The organism is Sporosarcina sp. YIM B06819 (genome assembly GCF_033485175.1).
Classification (GTDB): Bacteria; Bacillota; Bacilli; order Bacillales_A; family Planococcaceae; genus Sporosarcina.
On sequence record NZ_JAWLIQ010000012.1, the window covers coordinates 111933 to 133253 of the forward strand.

General features: G+C 42.0%; 20 protein-coding genes. 10 read left to right on the forward strand and 10 right to left on the reverse strand.

What is annotated here, in order from left to right:
- Nucleotides 1-25 precede the first annotated feature (25 nt).
- The 3 genes from R2B72_RS09980 to ytaF all read right to left on the reverse strand — a co-directional run bounded on the left by R2B72_RS09980 (nt 26) and on the right by ytaF (nt 2350).
- A complete protein-coding gene (locus R2B72_RS09980; protein WP_318616358.1) occupies nt 26-1000 on the reverse strand; it encodes an LCP family protein in 975 nt (324 codons plus the stop codon).
- Between the two features lie 30 nt (nt 1001-1030).
- A complete protein-coding gene (locus tag R2B72_RS09985) occupies nt 1031-1651 on the reverse strand; it encodes a DUF1232 domain-containing protein (protein ID WP_318616359.1) in 621 nt (206 codons plus the stop codon).
- A gap of 81 nt (nt 1652-1732) precedes the next feature.
- The gene (ytaF, locus tag R2B72_RS09990; protein WP_318616360.1) at nt 1733-2350 is read right to left on the reverse strand and encodes a sporulation membrane protein YtaF; all 618 of its coding nucleotides are present in this window, start codon (nt 2348-2350) and stop codon (nt 1733-1735) included.
- A 295-nt stretch (nt 2351-2645) separates the two neighbouring features.
- Between ytaF and R2B72_RS09995 the strand changes: the two genes are divergently transcribed.
- Nucleotides 2646-3227, forward strand: coding sequence for a branched-chain amino acid aminotransferase (locus tag R2B72_RS09995; RefSeq protein WP_318616361.1), 582 nt, complete (start codon nt 2646-2648; stop codon nt 3225-3227).
- Between the two features lie 14 nt (nt 3228-3241).
- Entirely contained in the window at nt 3242-4183 is a 942-nt protein-coding gene (locus R2B72_RS10000; protein WP_318616362.1) for an RNA methyltransferase, read from the forward strand.
- Nucleotides 4184-4297: 114 nt separating this feature from the next.
- On the opposite strand, the gene R2B72_RS10005 is transcribed toward R2B72_RS10000, so the two are convergent.
- From R2B72_RS10005 to R2B72_RS10015, 3 genes are all read right to left on the reverse strand, one after another.
- Entirely contained in the window at nt 4298-5839 is a 1542-nt protein-coding gene (locus tag R2B72_RS10005; RefSeq protein WP_318616363.1) for a sensor domain-containing diguanylate cyclase, read from the reverse strand.
- A gap of 208 nt (nt 5840-6047) precedes the next feature.
- Nucleotides 6048-7427, reverse strand: coding sequence for a leucyl aminopeptidase family protein (locus R2B72_RS10010; protein ID WP_318616364.1), 1380 nt, complete (start codon nt 7425-7427; stop codon nt 6048-6050).
- Nucleotides 7428-8044: 617 nt separating this feature from the next.
- Nucleotides 8045-9838, reverse strand: a complete 1794-nt coding sequence (locus R2B72_RS10015) for a sulfatase-like hydrolase/transferase (protein WP_318616365.1) — start codon at nt 9836-9838, stop codon at nt 8045-8047.
- Nucleotides 9839-9972: 134 nt separating this feature from the next.
- Here R2B72_RS10015 and R2B72_RS10020 point away from each other — a divergent pair, with 134 nt between their 5' ends.
- On the forward strand, nt 9973-10656 hold the full coding sequence (locus tag R2B72_RS10020) for a DNA alkylation repair protein (RefSeq protein ID WP_318616366.1): 684 nt from the start codon (nt 9973-9975) through the stop codon (nt 10654-10656).
- A 73-nt stretch (nt 10657-10729) separates the two neighbouring features.
- Here R2B72_RS10020 and R2B72_RS10025 read toward each other — a convergent pair whose 3' ends face one another.
- Nucleotides 10730-11215 (reverse strand): DUF1456 family protein, encoded by a 486-nt coding sequence (locus tag R2B72_RS10025; RefSeq protein WP_318616367.1) that lies wholly within the window; start codon nt 11213-11215, stop codon nt 10730-10732.
- 209 nt (nt 11216-11424) lie between these two features.
- Between R2B72_RS10025 and R2B72_RS10030 the strand changes: the two genes are divergently transcribed.
- On the forward strand, nt 11425-11748 hold the full coding sequence (locus R2B72_RS10030) for a PadR family transcriptional regulator (RefSeq protein ID WP_318616368.1): 324 nt from the start codon (nt 11425-11427) through the stop codon (nt 11746-11748).
- Nucleotides 11741-12769, forward strand: coding sequence for a DUF4097 family beta strand repeat-containing protein (locus R2B72_RS10035; protein WP_318616369.1), 1029 nt, complete (start codon nt 11741-11743; stop codon nt 12767-12769). The genes R2B72_RS10030 and R2B72_RS10035 overlap by 8 nt, the downstream gene beginning before the upstream one ends.
- Nucleotides 12770-12978: 209 nt before the next feature.
- Here the strand turns inward: R2B72_RS10035 and brnQ are convergent, their stop codons facing one another.
- The 3 genes from brnQ to R2B72_RS10050 all read right to left on the reverse strand — a co-directional run bounded on the left by brnQ (nt 12979) and on the right by R2B72_RS10050 (nt 15378).
- Complete coding sequence (gene brnQ / locus R2B72_RS10040) at nt 12979-14292, reverse strand: branched-chain amino acid transport system II carrier protein (protein WP_318616370.1); 1314 nt, start codon at nt 14290-14292, stop codon at nt 12979-12981.
- A gap of 278 nt (nt 14293-14570) precedes the next feature.
- The gene (locus R2B72_RS10045) at nt 14571-15071 is read right to left on the reverse strand and encodes a DinB family protein (RefSeq protein WP_318616371.1); all 501 of its coding nucleotides are present in this window, start codon (nt 15069-15071) and stop codon (nt 14571-14573) included.
- A gap of 70 nt (nt 15072-15141) precedes the next feature.
- Complete coding sequence (locus tag R2B72_RS10050; RefSeq protein ID WP_318616372.1) at nt 15142-15378, reverse strand: hypothetical protein; 237 nt, start codon at nt 15376-15378, stop codon at nt 15142-15144.
- Between the two features lie 327 nt (nt 15379-15705).
- Between R2B72_RS10050 and R2B72_RS10055 the strand changes: the two genes are divergently transcribed.
- The 5 genes from R2B72_RS10055 (at nt 15706) to R2B72_RS10075 (ending at nt 21102) form a co-directional block, all read left to right on the forward strand.
- A complete protein-coding gene (locus R2B72_RS10055) occupies nt 15706-17022 on the forward strand; it encodes a M28 family peptidase (RefSeq protein WP_318616373.1) in 1317 nt (438 codons plus the stop codon).
- 51 nt (nt 17023-17073) lie between these two features.
- Nucleotides 17074-17529 (forward strand): YaiI/YqxD family protein, encoded by a 456-nt coding sequence (locus R2B72_RS10060; protein ID WP_318616374.1) that lies wholly within the window; start codon nt 17074-17076, stop codon nt 17527-17529.
- Nucleotides 17530-17902: 373 nt separating this feature from the next.
- Complete coding sequence (locus tag R2B72_RS10065; RefSeq protein ID WP_318616375.1) at nt 17903-19357, forward strand: NADP-dependent glyceraldehyde-3-phosphate dehydrogenase; 1455 nt, start codon at nt 17903-17905, stop codon at nt 19355-19357.
- A 122-nt stretch (nt 19358-19479) separates the two neighbouring features.
- Entirely contained in the window at nt 19480-20559 is a 1080-nt protein-coding gene (locus R2B72_RS10070) for a type III polyketide synthase (protein WP_318616376.1), read from the forward strand.
- A gap of 12 nt (nt 20560-20571) precedes the next feature.
- Complete coding sequence (locus R2B72_RS10075; protein ID WP_318616377.1) at nt 20572-21102, forward strand: isoprenylcysteine carboxyl methyltransferase family protein; 531 nt, start codon at nt 20572-20574, stop codon at nt 21100-21102.
- The last annotated feature ends 219 nt before the right edge of the window (nt 21103-21321 follow it).

Consider the following 21321-nt stretch of genomic DNA (forward strand, 5'->3'; position numbering starts at 1 on the left):
TTTAATTAGCACTTACGCTTTTTACTCATTCAGGATTTACTTCACTATCACTTACCTCAGCCTGTGCTGATAAAAAATCTTGCAAGGCTTGCTTATTTTTCTCGAAATCAATGCTAAGCACTTCCCCTACGCGATTTACACGTTTCTCTTCAAATGAATTTTCGACGGGAATCCGCATTGTATCCATGCCTTGTGCTTTTCCAGTAAGTAGCCCTTTACCGATTGTTAGTATCGTTCGATTATCAACATTCGTATCAATATAAGGGTTAACAACGCCTAATATTTTCGGCAAATTTAACAAGCTATGCACACTGACGGCTTGTTCTTTCACTTTAGACAACACTTCTTGTTGACGTTCGACTCGTCCATAATCACTTTTTATATCATTGCGATAACGCACATAGCCTAGCAACTGATCTCCATGCAACACTTGCTTGCCTGGTTTTAATGTCATCCCAATTCCATGTGACATCGTAGATTTAATGTCAACCTCAATTCCGTCAGGCGCCACTACATCGATTATTTTAGGAAATCCAGTAAAGTCGACCATTGCGTAGTAATGAACATCGACGTCAAAATTATGCTTAATTGTCTTCCGTACAAGCTCTGGACCGCCTAAAGCAAAGGCCGTATTGATTTTTTGATAGCCGTACTCTGGGATTTCTACATAGGTATCTCTCATAATCGAAACCAATTTCACTTCATTTGTCGTCTGATTATAATGAGCAATCATTAAGGAATCTGAACGCGCATCCGCGTCGTTCGCCCGAGCGTCACTTCCCAGTAGCAAAACATTAATCTCACCAAATTGTGGATCCTCCGCCTCAAATGGATCGAATTCTGTGCCATCTTCCTTATTCAGCCCCTCGCCTGCAAGAGACTGCCCACTATTGAATTGATAAACCCAGTAAATGATTCCAAGGACTATAATTGTTGTAAGACCTAAGAAAAAGTTTCTAAGTCCTTTACGTTTCAATTTTTTTCTTTCACTTCTTTTCATCTCTGCATCCACCTATCATTTAACTATCTATTATTTCTTGTCTAATGCAGTCGTCGTCAGTTGTACAGCAATCGCATCATCTAAATAGCCAACCGCAAATAGATAATCTGGAATGGCATCTGCGGGAACAATAAAATACAATAATGCACCACCAATGAGTGCAAGTTCGTTAGGTGTGCCTTTACGAAGACGAAACTTGTCGAATAAATGTTTCATCTGTTCAATAAGTGGTCCGACGCTACCCACACTTTTAAGCTTCCCTTCAAACTCCTGTAGAATACTGCTGCTCCCCTCTGTCGTTTGCGAATATAGTTCGAAATTTGCTAATTGCTGCTCAACGACTTGCACAGATGCATTTGTATTCACTAAATCTTGAATCATATTTACATATGTATGGCTAGTTGAATCTGACCGTTTCTGTTCCATGGGATAACCAGCAGCCTCGAAAAAAACCATCAATGGAACCCCTAAGCAGTCGGCAAACCGCTCCAGGTGTTGAAGGTTTGCCTTCCGTTTACCGTTAATAATTCGTGAGATGGTCGCAGTATCGATGTCAGTGAGTTCACTAAGTTTTCTCATTGACATGGAGCGCTCTTTTAATAATACCCTTAGTAATAAACCAAGAGTAGTGTTTTCTGTTCCTTCAGCCATCCTCAATACTCCTTTCCAATGTCCTACGGAAAACTATATGCTATAAAGGAGTGTATAACTGCATTGACATTTCGTCAACGCTCAAAGTTTACAAAATGCTGTAATTGCAATGATTAAAATAATAACTCCACTTAAGACAGTCCCAAATTGCCCCACTGTGAATGATCCGATTCGAATAGCCGCCAATCTGCTTCCCAACCTCACACCTGCCCACATACTGATGAAACTACAGATTGCAGCTGTTATGGCAATCGTGAAAGCTGAAAGGCCAAGTAGCCCCGCACCTAGTCCATTTGTCAACGCATTCGCAGATAAAGCAATACCTAGAAATACAGCTTCGAGCAAGCCAATATCTCCAGACTTATCGATATCAGCAGCTTCGGGATTTTTAAAAATATCTGTCATACTGTTATTTTCTTTTGCGGACTCCTGATGCCGCGGTTTCGCCAAAAGAATAATCCGAATCCCAATCACAATTAACAGCACTGCGCCAAAAATGACTGGCATCATGCCTGGTAGAATGGACGAAAGCCAAACACCAAAAGTAATTCCCGCAATACTCATGATAAAACAAGTGAATGCCATTAACAGATTGGCACCAAACCGGATATCAATCTTACGAATCCCGTAAGACATCCCAACACCCAGATTATCAATACTTGAGGATACAGCAAATGCCGAAATGAGTAACCAAACCATAATGCAACACCTCTTATTTTTCCACATTATATTGTTGGATTTGGCAAAGGGTGTGGGTTTAGAGAATGTTGTTGACAAAAAGTCAACAACCAGTGACTTTAGTATTGGATTCGGAAAGTTGTGTGACGAATCCGCTGAACTCGACTACCTAGCGAGCAAACTCGTATATACCAAACAAACCTTGCAATCATTCCATTTTTTAATGTAGTCAAATAAAAGCCTAATGGCACAATGTACGTTATACTATAAGCTGGGGAAAATACAATTCCTCTCTAACCGAAGGAGCTGACTTGAATTGTTGAAAAAACAGATGGAACAATATATTTCTGAAAACGTACGTGCGAACAAAATTGAGTTATTCGACTTTGAAAAAGACTATGTGGAGAAGCATCAATTGCTTCCTAAAGGTGTAACTGCCGCAGAGAAAACTTTTTACGCCAACGTGCTTGAACGCTGTGATAAAGAGACGGAAGAATTAATGGGCACAGAAGCACGGGGATTTTTAACTGAAGCTGTTTCCTATTTAAAGAAACACCATAACCAATTCGTCTACACAGAATCAAATATTTTTGAAGTTATTCGCGTCGATGCTGTTGCGTTGGAATTCGATGAAGTTTTTGAAACATATACCGCATTATTTGGCTTAAAGCTGCAAAAGAAATTTGGGGCTGATATTAAAGCCTATCTGGATAACCACTTACAAGGAGACGGCGCAAAATACAGCGTCATGTTTTCGGGTGAAGATGGCTTATGGGATGTCAATTTCGCATTAGATTATATGGAAGGTTTTAGCGAAGCACAGTCATTTGAAGAAATTTATATGACGATTTACCGCTTCGTCTTCAACATGCTTGAAGCAATTGAGACAGCGCAGTGAAGGATGGGAATTGATTGAGGGACAAAGAATTTATTTACACCTATATACGACATAAGGATGAACATGATTTGTGTCGTATGGAAATGCGAGCGTTTTTCGGAATCGATACCCCTTCAAACGTCCTGAAAAGTACAATAGAGATTGACCCAAGTCGCAGTCCATTTATGAATGAGCGGCTTGAAGTCCTCTATGAGGGCGATTTTTTTGAACAGATTACGACACAAGCTGAACAAGTAGATTTGGGCGACTCTACATTTAAAGTAGTTTGCTTGAATACAACTGAATTAGGTGCCACGGATAAGATTGGGCATTCAGAGCGACGGAAGCTTGAACGTCAGATTGGCTTAGGTATAAGCGGTGAACCTGATTTAGATTCGCCTGAAACAGTATTTGGCTTCGTCACATTAGACGGCAAGTGGTATTTTGGCAAACTGATGATGAGTGATAACATCTGGTTTCATCACCAGCAAAAACCGCATATGTATTCGACAGCATTGAGCACGCGCGTTGCGAGGGCGGTTGCCAATATTGCAGTGCCACATCCAGAAGGAATTCGAGCCATCGATCCTTGTTGCGGTATTGGAACAGTGTTGGTAGAGGCATTGTCAATGGGCATTAATATCGTCGGTCGGGATATTAACCGACGGGTCGTGTTAGGATCTCGAAAAAACATTGCTCACTTCGGACTGTCAGGTGATGTAGCTGTCGGGCCAATCGCCGAGGTTACTGACAACTACGATGTGACAATTATTGATATGCCTTATAATTTATTCACCCATATTACAGCTGAGGAACAGCTTGCTATTATTAAAGAAGCACGCCGTTTCACGAAGAAAGTTGTTATTGTCACCATTGATACCATTGACCATATGATTGAAGAAGCAGGTTTTCACATCGTCGATCGTTGTGTCGCGAGAAAAGGTACGTTTTCAAGGCAGGTATTGATTTGTGAATAAAAGATCGCCTCCTACACGAGGTTCTCTTTGTGTGGAAAGCGATTTTATATAACGGAAGTACTTGATGAAAGTAATTAGAAAGAAGACCTCACGAAAAGTAGTGAGGTCTTCTTTTTATGATTGAACGACTCTATTTCTTCCTTCCATTTTAGCCCGATATAAGGCCACATCTACTCTGTTGAATAAGTCCTCTATTGATTCAGTATGATCATTGTAAACGCCAATCCCTGATGAAATCGTCAAATACTCATTCGTAGGACATAACGTCGAAGAGACATTTATGCGTAGCCTTTCCGCAATCATCACGGCTTCCTTAATATCTGTTTTAACGAGCAGAATAATGAATTCTTCTCCACCTAATCTAACACATACATCGGCTTCCCGAACGACTTCGTTCATTTTTCCAGCAAGAAACTTAAGAACATCGTCTCCGACTTGATGGCCGTACGTGTCATTGACTCTTTTAAAATGATCGATATCAATCATAATCATTGAAAACTGTTTCTTTGCCGTGATCCACTTTGCTAGGACTTCTTCTCCGTATCTACGATTCCTCAGTCCGGTAAGTGCATCTGTATAGGAGCGTTCCTTAAAATCTTTGACTGTCTGTTCCTGTTTCTTTGCATACTCATGAATGGTTTCAGTCAACTGCTTAGCCTCATAATACCATGTTGGAATATCGACTTCTTCACTTAATCCGCCCTTTTCTTTTAGCTCTACTGAGTACATCGCCAATTTGCGCAAGGGAGATGATAATCTCTCAGTTAGAATGATAGTCAAAAAGAAAAAGAATAAGACAAACGGCAAGGCATAAAGCAACATTTTGTTGACCAACCCCGCCAAGGGTGCAATGCTTACCGCGTAAGGTGTTTGGGAAACAACTCCCCACTTGCTTGACTTAACGAATGTGTAGCCGGCTAGAAATTCCTTACCTTCAAAGTTCGTAACTTTTTGCGCGCCACTATCACGCCTCAATACTTTTTGTGCAACCTCATTTTTAACGACTGATTTGCCAATCCTTTCAGCGTCTGGATGATAAATCAACATCCCCCGTTTATCCACTACCCAAACATAAGATCCGTCCAAGGAGAAATGTTCATCAAGAATATTTTGGATAATATTGTCTTCTTGTAAATAAATTGTTCCAGCCAAAAAGCCAAGGTATTCATTTTTTTCATTCCACAATGGGGTGGAGACTAAAATAAGTAGCCTTCCAGTTGCAGCTTTATAAGGTGCGGAGATGAGGGGTTTTCTTACATAGAGTGCTTCTTTGGGTCCAGGAGTTTCTAAAGTTTGTCCAACTATGCCGAGTTCAGGTGAAGTGGCAAGTACTACGCCGTTTCGATTGACAACTGAGAGTGAATTAAAGTTTTTACTGCTCGTGATTAAGTCACTCAGTTTTTTTGTTAGTTTTTCCGCATCATTTATGTTACCAGCTATATCGGATGCTTTAACTTGCAGATTACTCTGCATCCCATTAAATACCTCTTCCGTGAGCCTGGCTAATTTCATTGAATAGACTCTATTCATTTCTAATGTATTATTCGTTAAATTTTCCTTTGTTACAAAATATCCAGAAAATAACGTGATACTAAGTATCCCAATCATCGCGAATGATATTAGAAGCATGATCCAGAATCGTAATGTTTTGATCATATATTCCCTCTTTTTAAATATGATTTATCATTTCCCTATAATTCGTTCATTCATAACGAGTTATAAAGAATTTCCGACTATTTAAAGAGTACCACCCTTTTCATACTTTTGTAATGTTAAAAGCAACCAGTATACAGGTATCTAATTACTTTCACAATGGATGCTTATAAAAAAAAGTACTCAGGTTTTATGCTGAGTACTTCCTTGATTATTTCGAAACATGTGTTGTAAAGTCAGCTAACAATCGGGCACCATAGCCTGTTGCTGATTTCGCGTAGTAGCCTGTCGCACTGCTTTTTTCCATTGGACCGGCCATGTCAACATGCAGCCATTTGCTGTCTTTTGGCACGAATCGGCGAAGGAATAGAGCGGCCGTGATAGAACCTGCTTCTGATAATGAACTAATATTGTTCATGTCCGCGTAATCGCTATCTAGTGATTTGTCGTAAGCTTCAAATAGTGGCATTGGCCAGATGAAATCTCCGTTGATATCACCGATTTTCTTCATGTCAGCAGAAAGTTTTTCATCCCCAAAGACACCAGCCAGTTCTAGACCGAGCGCGTTACAGATTGCTCCCGTTAATGTTGCGATATTGACGATGTATTCCGCTTTCCATTCACCTGCACGTATAAGCGCATCTGCTAAAATGAGGCGGCCTTCTGCGTCCGTATTACCCACTTGGACTGTCAATCCGTTTTTATACGTAATCACTTCACCTGGTAGGACGGATGTGTGATCGATGTTATTTTCCACCATTGGAATAAGTGCAACGACGTTCACGGGTGCTTTTGATTTTGCCAGTAAGTCAAAAGCTCCAACAACCGCAGCAGCACCACCCATATCCATGCGCATATCACTCAAATCTTTACCACTCTTCAAGCTAATACCACCCGTATCGAATGTCACACCTTTTCCAACAAGTGCAACAAGTGGCTTCGATGCGTCACCTTTGTAGACAAGTTCAACAAAAGCAGGCTTGTACATACTTCCACGTCCAACTGTTAAGACACCGTTCATGCCCATTTCTTCAAGCTTGTCTTTATCCAGCACATTCACTTCAACGCCAGTACCTTCAAAGTTGGTCTTCAATACTTCTGGGAATGTTTCTGGATTTAAAACATTGGATAATTCATTCATCAAATCACGTGACAAAGCAGTTGCTGCCGCACGGATTTGACCTGCTTCTACAAACACTTGCGCTTCGTCTCCTGTTACGTCAAGTGTTGTTTGGAAAGCAGTGACGTCCGATTTATACGTGACGAACTGGTATGCGCCAAGCTTCCATCCTTCCACAAATGCTGTGATGACAGCGCCTTTATCGAGGTTGGCAAATGCAGTCGTTAAGATCCCTTCTTCCATAACTGCCGTGTCGATTTTTTGCGCGCTGACATCGCGCGCAATATTCCCTGCTGTTGCACGAACTTTTTCAAGTGTTGCATCTGCACATTCTTTCACGACGATATAATGTGTTTCTCCGATTAAAACAGAACTATGGCCTGCTGTTTGGTTCGCAACAAATTGCTTGATTGCCCCACTGTTTGCAACGATTGGATCGTTAGCAAATATAATTTTCACTTCAATAGACATATAGCTTCCCCCTAGATGCTTTTATTTCGACTCTAGAAATAGTTTACCATAAAGAGGCCCAGTAGCGTGAATTATCTTTTATCTGAAAGTAGGAGACAAAACGTTGCGAAAGGCCCTAATAATAATGAAAGAAGAAACCAATTGAAGCCACTTCTATTTTTGCCTTGCGCTAGTCCCGCGTTGATTAATGCCAGTGTTCCCCAGCCGACGAAATAGCTACTATCCATTCATATCACTCCAAAGGAAAAATCTTTTTTCTAGCACATACTTGTCAATCCACCTAGCTAACTGTTGTGCGATTGGCTGTATTTTCACGATCATTTCCCTGCACTTCCTTCTCTAGTCATTCCGCTGCCCACCTTATTATGTTCTACGTTTCGAAAGTTTGAATAGTTTCATATTTATTTGAGTAACAGTGTCACTCATTCAATCGAAGCCTTCCCTCGAAATTGCAACACGAGGATTCTAATTACCATTTCTCGCTTTTAATTGCAACTTCGCGATTCTAATTGCAACTCCACGCTTTTAATTGCAACTTTAGCATTTTAATTGCAACTCCAGCGATAGTGCTTAATCATTAAAAAAATGCCAGTTGTCGACTACTGGCACCTAGTTATTTATTCGCCATCAGACCAACAAGGTGGCATTCCAGGAATGTCCCCACTTGTTGGTTCCAATCTTTTTTCCTTACATTGCTCGAAAAGCAATTTTTCCAATTTGCATTGAACGATGGCTGACTCTTCTGTTGCCAATGAGGGGTCGGCTAAATTGTTTTCTTCCAGTGGATCTTTTGTCAAATTGTATAGTTCAAATTGGTCCGGTACGGGTTGCGTTTTTGTCGTTGTCACACAGTTGCCGTCTTGTTCCGTTGTGACCGTATCACTAACGCCCGGGTTACTCCAAAATTGAGGATTATCGTAATAGCGGGCAAATTTCCAAATCTCTTGTTCATTCGATTGGCCTGTTTCAAGCTTTGTAATGACCGCTTCAATATGGCTCGGTTGGACAACTGAGTCGTATGGTTTACCTGTGATCTGATTCGTTTGATGTAACCCCTTTGAAATGTCGTCATCCGTCATGAAATAAAGCGGTTCATTTGCCCCCAAAAACTGATCTTGTCCACATAGTAACGGTTTTATATTTTTACCAACTAACGGATGTACTTCATTATGACTTTTTGATAGTTTTGCTTGGATATTCTGTTCATGGATACCCGTTAGGTCTAGTAATGTTGGTAGAATGTCAACATGACTCGTCAACATATTTGTCGATTTAGGTGTTGGAAATAGAAGGGGATTATGAATAATGAAGGGGACATGAATGGATTCCTCATACATCGTATACCATTTTTGATAGAGACCGCCGTGCGCGCCCAGTTGCTCGCCATGATCCGCAGTGAATACAACAATCGTATTGTTATAGAAACTGGATTGTTGAAGAGTCTTTAAAACTTTAAGCATTTCCCCGTCCGCTTTTTTCATTAAACTGTAATACAATTGGCGATAAAAATTGTTGTCGATGATTGGCTGTAATATTTTAGGATACGTTTCGCGATAGCTTTCCTGAACGGAAGGTTTTGTTACAAGCGACTCTCTAACAGTTGGAGCAGGTGGAATGTATGGCAGCGTTGGATCGACCTCAAAGTTGTATTGAGGGGAAAGTGCTGAGAATATCCCATATAACGCAATATCATGAGGATTAACTAAAGAACACATGATAAACCAAGGTGTATCATCGCAATTGGCATGTTCATCTAAGTTTTTGATAAGCTCTACAACTTCAGCAGCATACACCTCGTCACGACCAGTCGTACCGATACTGGCGGACGAACCTGAATTTCGCGGATCTGCACCATGAGGATCCGGCCCAATCCAATCAGAAAAACCAAACGAGTCAAGCCTATTCGCTTTGTCATATAGCCGTTCCTTCGCCTTATCAGGAACACCAGTTGTAGGATTATAACTTGAATAGGCATTTTTTGTACCGGGAATCAACAGATCTTCATCTGATGCGTGCCACTTCCCTTTCCAGTAAGTATCATAGCCTGCCGCCCGAAAATAATCCCCCATCGTAGGAACAGTATTGGGATCAAGCCAAAATTGATCTGCATCAAAGGACTGCTTGGCAGCACCTGGGGTTTGTGTCACTCCATGAAGCGAAGGATATTGTCCTGTATACAATGTCGTTCTACTTGGCGAACAAGCAGTACTACCCACATAATGATTGGTAAATTCCATACCGTTCTTTCGTAATAATTCATGGGCTACTAAATTCTTTTTCCGCCACTCCAATAATTCCTTTGTTTCATAGACCGTCGGAAATCGTTCTTGATCGACCATGACAAAAAGAACATTAGGCCGTTTCTTTCGATAGTGATGACCGTATTTTATGTCCCTTTTACGTGGATACATTATAATTCCCACCCTCTTAGGTTTATGTGCTTCTTTAGTATATGTAGTGTCCGTTATTGGGTTCCGAAACGTTTTTATTGTCAATAAAAATAGTATTGTTATGTTACACTTTTCTTACTAAACCTTTGCGGGAGATGAATGCGTTGAAAAAAACATGGAATCATCAAGGAATTATCGAGAAATTTGAAGCGAATCGTAATGAGGAACTAGCTGGACCAATGGTTGCCTATATGAAAAGCCATTTTCCTTTTCTCGGCATCAAAAGTCCCCTTCGTAAACAACTATTAAAAGAGCATTTTGCGGAATATGCATTGCCGGAGCCTGAGCAGCTTTTTGAAGAAGTGTGGAAGTTGTATAACTTGCCGGAGCGCGAATATCAATATGCGGCGATTGCTTTGATTGATAAGATGAAAAAGCATTTGACGCCGGATGATTTCCCCGTTTTACAACTGTTGATTGAAACAAAGTCATGGTGGGATAGCGTCGATTCCATTGCGCCTCATTTTGTGGGACAACTCGTGAAAATGGATCGTACATACGGCGATAAAATCATGCTAAAATGGTCGCAGTCAAACAATATGTGGATAAACCGTTCAGCAATTCTTCACCAATTAAAATTCAAACAGCAAACAGATGTAGAGCTATTATTCACGATTATCAAACAACATACAGATTCAAAGGAGTTTTTCATCCAGAAAGCGATTGGCTGGACGTTACGGGAGTATGCCAAGACCAATCCGGATATTGTGAAAGAGTTTGTGGCGGAGCATTCGTTAAAACCGCTTAGCAAGCGAGAGGCTTTGAAGCACTTTGTATGAGTAAGTTAAAATAAATACCGCCCTCAATTAGTAAAGTCAATTACTAATTGAGGGCGGTATTATGCACACGACCTTATTCTCTATATCTCAAAGCCAATCCCTTTAAGAAATTCCGAACATAGCGATCGCCGCACTCTTTATAATTCTTATGACCTTCTTTTCGTAACACAGCTCCCAATTCACCTTTTGTAATAGTGATACCCGCTTCTTCCAATATCGCAAGTATGTCCTCACTTGTTAAGGCCAGTGCTATTTTTACTTTCTTTAAAACGATATTATTCACATTTTCATTATTTTTTATAGCCACTGTTGGCTTTTCAGCTTGTCCAGGCTTCGGTTCTTGCTTCCCACGTTTAAAAATAATAAAGCCATTTAAAAACGAATCCAGCATACCATTACTACATGCCATACCCACTTCATCTTCATCTGATTTTTTCAGCATCATTTGTACTTCTTCTTTCGTTACCTCAATACCGCCCAGTTTAAAAATATCTACCATACCTATATCTTTTATATCAAACGCATATCTTAATCGGATTAATATATCATTATTATTCATCCAAAAACCTCCTATGATTTGTTGTATTTTCACACTAGCTTTGCCCTAATAATAGCACACATACTTACGTTCAACATTTTTTCAATAGTTCAGAATTTGCAACAGCAGTACCTTGCAATGAATAATACCATGTGATATATTGTTGTCATCAAGTACTTCGCATGAGGTAGTACTGTTCATTGGCTACTAGTGAAAGGAGCGTATGTTGAATGAATGTACAATTTAAAAAAGGTGTATTGAACTTATGTGTGCTTGTTCTTTTGGATAAGCAAGATCGCTACGGCTATGAGCTTGTGCAGAAGATTTCTGATCAGATTGCTATTTCTGAAGGCTCAGTGTATCCCCTGCTTCGGCGATTGACGAAGGAAGGCTATTTTACGACGTATTTGCAAGAATCGACGGAAGGTCCTCCCCGTAAATATTATAGGTTGACCGATGCTGGTCGTCAGTATTTGCACGAACAGTTAGCGGAATGGAAAAACTTCACGGATGGAGTTAATACATTAATCGAGGAGAGTGTACACAATGACTGAAAACCAATTTATTAGTGAACTGGAAACAGCTTTGAACCAACTACCAGCTGAGGAACGCAACGATATACTTCAAGATATTCGCGAATATTTTACAGATGGTCGCGGTGATGGCAAAACAGAAAGTGTCATTGCGGCTTCTTTAGGTTCTCCAGCACAAATTGCCGAGGAATTACTTGGGTCCTACTCATTTGAGGAGAATAAGGTAGATATAGCTTCTTCCAATAAAGTCATTACCATTCAAGATGATCGATTTACGAATGTTGCTATCAATGTCCAACACGGCGCACTCATTGTGAGACCTTCTCATAATTCGATAACAACCGTCGAACTGGTCGGTGCCACTGACAAATTACAGCTGACTGCGGAAGTTGTTAATGATACGTTGGTTGTGCGTTTGAAAAGTATCAGCCACTGGTTATTCATGTTCAATTTTAATATGAAGGCGGTGACACTTAACGTGTTTATTCCCAAGAAGCTCTATCAATCATTTGCGATGAAAACGGATAATGGACGTATTTCTGTAGAGAAGCTACTTGCTAAAAAGATGGATGTCAACACGGACAACGGCAGAATTCAGCTTAGCGAAATTGCTGCTACGACGTTGATTGCTGAAACGGATAATGGGCGCATTGAAATGGATAAAGTGCAAGCTGATCATATGCGGATGAAAACAGATAACGGACGTATCGAGATGCGTCATGTTGAGGCGGAAAGCATAGGCGTCGAGTCCGATAACGGGCGCATCGAGCTTGAACATGTCACGGGTTCCATTGTGGGCACTACGGATAATGGGCGCATTACGCTTCAAACGGATACACTTGACCGTGCGCTTGATTTTCGGACAGATAATGGAAGCATCGTCATTCAATCTTCAAGCAAGCCAACAAACGTTACCATTCTAGCGAAAACGGGCCATGGGAAAATCGATGTGTTTGGCGAGCGTAATTCACGCACAGTCATTGGGGCAGGCGAGCATACGATTCGATTGAAGTCAGATAATGGACGCATTACAGTCTCATAACTTTAACAGCAGAGCGTAAGAAGGGGCTGTCCAGAAAGTCAGTATTCGCTAACTTCTTGAACAGCCCTAGCTTTAACTATCACCAAAAGACTATTTTCTATCCCTCGACAAGCACAAGTGGAAAGTTATCGATCAATTGGGCAGAGTTATCGTCATTCCAGGATCTTTGACGCATCAAATTAGCGAAGCTCACAACTTACTAACCCCGATTATGATTTACCTACCATCGGCATTGTCAACTTATGCACAAAAGCACCAACAATCACACCTAAAACGGCCGGCAGTATCCAACCTACTCCTTCTTGATAAAGCGGGAAATATTCTAATACCCCATCTAACGAATCCTTTAAAAACGTATGATTAATCGTTTCAATCAAGCTGAAGACGCCTGTAAAAATCATTGCCGACAAATAGATGGAATGGTTAACATAATGATTCACTAACCCAAGCACAATGAGTACAACAGCTAATGGATAAATCATCCCTAATATCGGAACAGACACAGCTAAAATTTGATTCAACCCTAAATTAGCTACCGTCAAGCTAACAAGCGCAATCACTGTCGCCCAACCTTTATAAGCAAGGACAGGGAAAATGCCGGAAAAGTATTGGCTACATGAAATAATCAAGCCAATCGATACACATAAACAAGCTAAAGTAAATAATAATCCCAATAACACTGTGCCAATAGGTCCAAACAATACATTCATCACAATCGTTAAGGTTTGTGCCCCATTCTCGGCTTGCCCCACTGAAGAGCTAGAAGCACCCAGATAACCTAAAATACAATAAATTACCGCCAGTAAAATACCTGCTCCGAGCCCGGCCAACATCGTATATTTGGCAATTAAAGAAGAGTCACTAATGCCTTTTGTCCGAATCGTATTGGCTACCACAATCCCGTAGACAAGTGCTGCCAGTGCATCCATTGTTAAATACCCATCTAAGAAGCCTTGAAAGAAAGGACTTTCATCATAGTTAGCGGTTGGAGCCATAAATGCTCCCATCGGCGTGATGATGCCTTTGATGAAAATAATGCCTATTAAAATCAATAAAAGAGGCGTCAATATTTTACCAAATCGATCCACTAGCTTAGAGGGCGATAAACTTAACCATAAAACAATCGCGAAAAATAACACTGTGTACAACAACAATAGCATTGATTTGTCTGCTAAAAAATCTGGTAGGTAAGGTTTCATGCCCATTTCATAAGCAATCGTACCAGCCCTTGGAATCGCTAATCCAGGTCCTATTGAAATATAAATTAGGAATGGAAATAACAAAGCAAACCATGGATGTACACGTGTGGATAGCGTGTGGAGACTCCCTGCCTTCCCAACAGCGATCACCCCTAATATCGGTAACCCGACAGCCGTCACAATAAATCCGCCGAGCGACAACCACATTTCTATGCCCGCAGAACGCCCTAAAAATGCTGGAAAGATGAGATTCCCCGCCCCGAAAAACATGGAAAATAACATAAAACTAATGAAAACAAGTTCTTTATAGGTAAGATTGTTCATCCTTTTTCTCCTTTCAAAGAGAATTAGATGAATTATAACAGCAATATAATGTAAAAACTACAAACGTATAAAAAAATAAATATTTAATTTTTTCAGAATAGAAATCAATTTATTGGAAAGTGGAGAACTAGCAGAAGGTATCCGATTCTTTGGGAATGCTGAGGAGTGCGACTATCTTGATTGTTCTAACTTAAGCATGTAATATTGATAAAAAAGTATTATTACACCCATAACTCCCCGGCATCCACAGGCGCCAGGAAGTTGTGAGTTAGTTATTTTTACAGTGGTGCTACTCCGCCAAAATCCGCCCATTCCTCGCGTGATGGACCGTATACACCTGGTACGCGCAAGCCCGCTTGACGCATGAGTACAGTAATTTGACCGCGATGATGCGTTTGGTGAGAGATTAATATACCGAGGACCGTTGCGACCGACCAATGCTCTCCGTACATATCTTTCATGTCATTCAACGTTGCATCTGTCCATTGCGCTTGCATAGCTGCAACCATCGCTGCACTTGATGAACGATAGGCATCTGCAATTTCAATAGCAGTTGTTGGAACAGTTGCTTTATGGCTTGCCGCCTCAAATTCAAGCCCTGTCTGTGATATCATTTCATCGATTGTCGTAACAATATGCCAAGCAATTCGGCCAAGCGTACGGTCTTCTGGTGACACTTCCTGTGCAAGTGACGCATCCGTTAGTGCATCCAGAATCTTTTGTGTCGATCCGCTTTCATAACCCCAGTTTGTCAAAAATTCCTCAACTGTTCTAAACATGGCTAAATCCTCCAACTCATCAATTAGGTACTCTACTTTATTTCGACAAACCTAAAGGATTTCCCTTCAATCAACTATTTATCGAAGACATCGTTGTTCCCTTTTGCACGTTGGCATAGTTCTGCTCACCCACACGTTTTTTCACTTCTTCCTCGGTCATTGGTGGCGGAACTTGATTGGCGGCCAAAGCAGGTGCTTCCTCTAGCACCTCAACATGCTCAAGTGCAACATTCTTTGCATTGATTTTACGTCCATACTCCTCCATTTCCTCCCGCGTCATCCGTACATCTTCTGGTTTCTCAAACATTAAGCTGGCTCCTCTCTAATCAATCACGCCTCGGCGTGATTGCGTCCAGATTTTGAATTGAGCTTGAGGCCAGCACGGGGGAAGGATTGAACTACATCCTTCCTCGCTGGTCATGCAACCGTTGCCGCAGGACGCGGCGAACTTAGGTTGCCTTCTTAACTCCCTTCAAAACCTGTGACATCCGCTGGAGGCTTTCACTTAATTCAGCAGGGGGTTGAACCCCTGCTGAATTAAGTGAAATCTTTATTACCACTATACCCTCCCCCATTTGTCATAAAACCACACACCGCTGTGATATAATTCCCATATATCGAATGGAGGGATTCTGTGCTTCATAAAAAAGGGTTCGTATCATGGCTATTCGTCATATCTATACTGCTAACGGCTTGTGCTCCTAAAACCCAGGTCGTTGATGGCCCTGGATTAGCTACTATCCAAAGCGATCTCGTCAATCAACTGGACGTAGAAAAAATCTATGCAACGGCTGAAGAACTAACAAAAGAGCCACGTGTTGCGGGCACTGAATCTGAGAAACAAGCTGCTGCTTATTTAATCAAGGAGTTAGAGAATTACGGGTATGACGTTGGCGTACAACCATTTACTTTTGAACGCTATGTCATGCCGGAGAAAACCGATTTACAACTAGCAGGTTTCGAGGGTACCTTTACGCCTGCCCCCTTTCACTATTCCGTTTCAGGTACAGTCACTGGAGAATTAATTAATGCGGGCCATGGTTTGAAGGAGGATTATGACAAAATTGATGCACAAGGTAAAATCGCCGTTGTCACTGTCGAACGCACTTATTTTTATGAACTCGTCCTCCATGCATCCAAAGCAGGTGCTACGGCAATCTTGATTCACTTTCCCGAGGACAATCCCATTGACACATGGACACTTGGCAAGCATTCTGATGACTATATTCCAGCACTAGCCCTATCACATAAAGACTATATGAAGATTTCCAAAAACATGGACAAAAAGGCAACTGTCACCATTGAAGGAGCCCGAGTGGATCAATCTGAGTCACAAAATATAATGGTTACGAAACAACCCGATGCTGAACAAGATGCCTCCACTGACATCGTCATCATTGGCGCACATTACGATTCAGTCGACCAAGCCCCAGGTGCGAGTGACAATGCCAGTGGAACATCCGTTGTTCTCGAACTGGCACGCATGTTCAAAGATGTCACCACAACGAAAGAACTGCGCATCTTATTTTTCGGCGCTGAAGAAGAAGGCTTATACGGCTCCAAAAAGTATGTCAGTGCCATGACGGAGGATGAAATCAAACGCTCTGTCGCGATGTTTAACCTAGATATGGTCGGCAGTGCTGATGCAGGAGAGTTAGCGATTCAAACCGTCGACGGCATGAATAACGCCGTCACAATTCCTGCAAGTCAAGCTTACGAGGCATTAAACGGTGATAGCTTGTCCACCGATTTTGGTGGTAGAAGCGATCATGTGCCCTTCCATGAAGCTGGAATCGACGCAGCCCTATTGGTTTATTCCCCATTGGAGAAATGGTACCATCGTCCCGAAGATACCATCGATAAATTAAGTAAAGATCGCCTCCTGCAAGTTGCAAAAATTGTTGCGGCATCCACGTTGGAAATGACGTTGCCCACTGACAGTAAAGAATGAGTTCTAGGTGGTTCGAGTCTAACATAAGAAATATAAAGGGAGGTTGCTGAAATGGCGACAATTCTTATCGATGCGGATGCTTGTCCCGTGGTTAATGAAACGATTCGGATTGCTGGTAAATTTGGATTCCGCTGTATCCTCATCTGCGATACGACACATGAAATGCATCGCGATGGTGCAGAAACGATAATCGTCTCAAAAGGAGCCGATGCCGTCGATTTTGTGCTTGTCAATCGGGTACAAAAAAATGATATTGTGGTCACACAAGATTACGGTCTAGCGGCGATGGTCCTTGCCAAACAAGGACATCCGATTGATCAAAACGGACGACTGTATACCAATGATAATATTGACCAGCTACTGTATGCCCGTCATACAGCACAAAAAGTACGAATGGCCGGTGGAAGACTACGCGGTCCCAAAAAGCGTTCAAAAGAAAGCGATGTAAAGTTTGAAGAAAGTTTAAAGCACCTATGCATGCAGCTGACTCAAGAGAACAATGACTAACAACGACACCGAGGGATTTCAGATCCCTTGGTGTTTTTTGTCTAGATATTGAATTACTCTATTCTTCCACGCCCCAATTAATCAAATACACATCGAAATACTCAAGATTAAACAAAAAAGATTTATCCTTGACGATTCGCATCATACTCCCGTTGGAAGCGCTCTCAAATTAAATAGAATATATAGAATTGAATAAACTATCAAAATATTTATTGTGCAAATAAAAAAACTCTGCTAGAATATGAAATCAACAGAATGTAGCTATTTTTTTTTGCTTACGATGGGACTGAATCCGAATTATCGGGACGTATGTAGTCCCGACAAATTATTCATTCTGTTATGTGATCCAACTATTAAAAAAGGGGGAATTTCTATGACAACGAATACTTTGACGCTACTAGCCGGTGAGCTTTATATAAATGGGGAATGGAAAACAAGCAAGTCAGGTAAAACAATTGAGATTACGTCGCCTTATCTGTATGAGCCAATTGGCAGCGTGCAAGCTATTACGCAACCAGAGGTCGACGAAGCAATTGACTTTGCGCAAGCGGCACAAAAGGAATGGGCACAAGCTACCCTTCAACAACGCGCCAGCCATTTATACAAATGGGCCGATGCCTTACTCGCCAATCAAGACGACATTGCAACAGTCATTATGCATGAAGTCGGAAAAAGCTTGAAGGATGCTAAAAGTGAAGTAACACGCACAGCAGATTTTATTCGCTATACGGTGGAAGAAGCCCTTCATATGCATGGGGAAAGCATGAGAGGCGATAGTTTTCCAGGAGGGTCTAGATCCAAAATTGCCATTGTCGAACGAGTACCCCTCGGCGTTGTATTGGCCATTGCTCCTTTCAACTATCCCGTTAACTTAGCTGCTGCCAAGCTTGCACCAGCATTAATCGCTGGTAATGCGGTGATTTTCAAACCAGCGACACAAGGGGCTCTTAGTGGGACGAAAATGATTGAAGCCCTTCATCAAGCTGGATTCCCAAAAGGTCTTGTCAACTTGGTAACCGGAAAAGGTTCGGAAATTGGCGATTACTTAGTCGAGCATAAAGGCATCCATATGATTTCCTTTACGGGCGGTACTGACACAGGTCTTCATTTAGCAAAAAAATCGGCAATGGTTCCACTTGTCCTCGAACTCGGTGGAAAGGATCCAGGCATTGTCCGCCAAGATGCAAATTTACAAGAGGCAGCTAAACAAATTATTAGCGGTGCCTTTTCTTACTCTGGGCAACGTTGCACAGCCATTAAGCGCGTCCTCGTTCATGACAGTGTTGCGGATGAACTCGTCGTTCTTTTGAAAGGTGAAATTGAGCAGTTAGTCGTCGGTTCTCCAGAAAACGGCAGCACAATCGTTCCATTGATTGATGACAAGTCTGCTAATTTCGTGCAAGGTTTGATTGATGATGCGATAGACAAAGGTGCCGTCGTTGTGACAGGTAATAAGCGGGAACGGAATTTGATTCACCCAACGCTGTTGGATCATGTCACAGAAGAGATGCGCCTCGCATGGGAAGAACCATTCGGCCCTGCACTTCCAATCATTCGAGTCACTTCCGATGAACAAGCGATTGCTTTTTCCAATGCATCCGAATTCGGCTTACAGGCTAGTATTTTTACCAAAGACATCGACAAAGCATTTGCCATTGCCAATCAAATCGAAACGGGTGCTGTCCAAATTAATGGGCGCACGGAACGTGGCCCAGACCACTTCCCGTTCATCGGTACAAAAGGATCTGGCATGGGTGCACAAGGCATTCGCAAAAGTATCGAATCGATGACACGCGAAAAAGTAACAGTCTTAAATCTGGCTCTCTAATATTTTTCGTTCAAATACAAAGGCATCCCGAGTTTCTATGGGGTGCCTTTGTCATCTTCTGTACAAGTTATGCGTACCTTGGAGTGTAGTTGTTATTACGACAATGAATACGGAGGGTCCTCATGCCAAAAATCCTGTCAGTTAGCACTGTCAAACCACCTCATCGGGTCCATCAGGAACAAGCTGTCGAATTGACCCGCTCTCTTTTCAGTGAAAAATATCATGATATCGAAAGGCTGTTAAAGGTGTTTCAAAATGGCGATATGGAGACGCGTAATATCTGTATGCCCCTAGAATGGTATGGACAAACGCATGACTTTGAAGAGCGCAATCAGTTGTATATTCAACACGCTGTCGACTTTGGTGTACAAGCGGTTCAGTCCTGTCTTCAAGGGGATGGCATGCTCGATACACCTATCGAACCGTCGATGATTGATGCACTATTCTTTATTTCAAGTAGCGGTATTTCAACGCCAAGTATCGATGCTCGCATTATGAATCGTATTAATTTTCGCGATGATATGAAGCGGATTCCCATTTGGGGACTTGGTTGTGCCGGAGGAGCTGCTGGAATGAGTAGAGCCCATGAATATTGCCTCGCTTTTCCGGAAGCGAATGTCCTCGTGCTATCCGTTGAATTATGCAGCTTGACGTTTCAAAAAGACGATTATTCGAAAAGCAATTTGGTCGGCGTATCGTTATTTTCCGATGGCGTTGCGTGTGCATTGGTTACCGGGGATCGTTCTTTGCTGAAGGTGAATAAAGCGACGCCCACAGTCATTGCCACAGCTTCAAAGCTGATGCCAGATTCCGAGGATGTTATGGGCTGGGATGTAAAAAACAACGGCCTCTACGTCGTCTTTTCGAAAAGTATTCCCGCGATTATTACCAATTGGCTTGGACCAGTCGTTCATGAATTTCTCGAGAATCAAGGACTGACACAGGATGATATTACGCACTTTGTCGCGCATCCCGGTGGCAAAAAAGTGCTCTCAGCGTATGAGAATGCATTAGGGTTTGATCAAACCAAAACGGCTATTTCACGGCAGGTATTACGCGAAAATGGCAATATGTCTTCCCCAACCATCCTGTATGTCCTTGAACAATTCATGGAACTTGAGCCTGTTGCAGGTGACTATGGACTGATGGCGGCACTCGGGCCGGGATTTTGTGGAGAATTGCTATTATTGAAATGGGAATGAGGTAGTGTGAGAATGTTATTTTCTATTGTCATTTCAATCGTCATCTTGCAGCGATTAATTGAACTCTTTGTCGCGAGACGCAATGAAAAATGGATGCTTGACCAGGGAGCGTTTGAAGCCGGTGCCGCCCATTATCCGATTATGGTCGCGATGCATGTAACTTTTTTCGTGTCCATGCTGTTAGAAGTCATGGTTCTTGGGCGCACGCTTTCCCCAATTTGGATGGTGTTGCTTGGCATTTTTTTATTGACTCAAGCGGCCCGAGTTTGGTGCCTTGCTTCACTCGGAAAGTTTTGGAATACGAAAATTATCATCTTGCCGGGTGCGGATGTTGTACGACGAGGTCCTTATCGGTGGATCCGTCATCCGAATTATTTGATTGTCAGTATAGAGTTGCTCGTCCTGCCCCTGTTATTCGGTGCTTATTTGACAGCTGTTTTGTATTCGTTGCTGAACGTCTGGATGCTGACTGTACGCATTCCAGCGGAGGAAAAGGCGTTGAAGGATGCGACGAATTATCGGGAGACGTTTTCTTTGGAGTGAAGGACTAGTGAGGACTGAACGACGTAGACTATAAACTCGGCGACCCTGACGAAACTGAACGACGAATTCGGCAAACTGAACGACCCTGGTACAAAACTGGACAACGTAGACTATAAACTCGACGACCCTGACGAAACTGGACGACGAATTCGGCAAACTGAACGACCCTGGTACAAAACTGGACGACGTAGACTATAAACTCGGCGACCCTGACGAAAC

Bases quoted from the DNA above. Each gene is read 5' to 3' on its own strand.
- R2B72_RS09980 (WP_318616358.1), bottom strand. From the start codon at position 1,000: ATGAAAAGAAGTGAAAGAAAAAAATTGAAACGTAAAGGACTTAGAAAC.
- R2B72_RS09985 (WP_318616359.1), bottom strand. From the start codon at position 1,651: ATGGCTGAAGGAACAGAAAACACTACTCTTGGTTTATTACTAAGGGTA.
- ytaF (WP_318616360.1), bottom strand. From the start codon at position 2,350: ATGGTTTGGTTACTCATTTCGGCATTTGCTGTATCCTCAAGTATTGAT.
- R2B72_RS10005 (WP_318616363.1), bottom strand. From the start codon at position 5,839: ATGATCAAAACATTACGATTCTGGATCATGCTTCTAATATCATTCGCG.
- R2B72_RS10010 (WP_318616364.1), bottom strand. From the start codon at position 7,427: ATGTCTATTGAAGTGAAAATTATATTTGCTAACGATCCAATCGTTGCA.
- R2B72_RS10015 (WP_318616365.1), bottom strand. From the start codon at position 9,838: ATGTATCCACGTAAAAGGGACATAAAATACGGTCATCACTATCGAAAG.
- R2B72_RS10020 (WP_318616366.1), top strand. From the start codon at position 9,973: ATGAATGCGTTGAAAAAAACATGGAATCATCAAGGAATTATCGAGAAA.
- R2B72_RS10025 (WP_318616367.1), bottom strand. From the start codon at position 11,215: ATGAATAATAATGATATATTAATCCGATTAAGATATGCGTTTGATATA.
- R2B72_RS10030 (WP_318616368.1), top strand. From the start codon at position 11,425: ATGAATGTACAATTTAAAAAAGGTGTATTGAACTTATGTGTGCTTGTT.
- R2B72_RS10035 (WP_318616369.1), top strand. From the start codon at position 11,741: ATGACTGAAAACCAATTTATTAGTGAACTGGAAACAGCTTTGAACCAA.
- brnQ (WP_318616370.1), bottom strand. From the start codon at position 14,292: ATGAACAATCTTACCTATAAAGAACTTGTTTTCATTAGTTTTATGTTA.
- R2B72_RS10045 (WP_318616371.1), bottom strand. From the start codon at position 15,071: ATGTTTAGAACAGTTGAGGAATTTTTGACAAACTGGGGTTATGAAAGC.
- R2B72_RS10050 (WP_318616372.1), bottom strand. From the start codon at position 15,378: ATGTTTGAGAAACCAGAAGATGTACGGATGACGCGGGAGGAAATGGAG.
- R2B72_RS10060 (WP_318616374.1), top strand. From the start codon at position 17,074: ATGGCGACAATTCTTATCGATGCGGATGCTTGTCCCGTGGTTAATGAA.
- R2B72_RS10065 (WP_318616375.1), top strand. From the start codon at position 17,903: ATGACAACGAATACTTTGACGCTACTAGCCGGTGAGCTTTATATAAAT.
- R2B72_RS10070 (WP_318616376.1), top strand. From the start codon at position 19,480: ATGCCAAAAATCCTGTCAGTTAGCACTGTCAAACCACCTCATCGGGTC.
- R2B72_RS10075 (WP_318616377.1), top strand. From the start codon at position 20,572: ATGTTATTTTCTATTGTCATTTCAATCGTCATCTTGCAGCGATTAATT.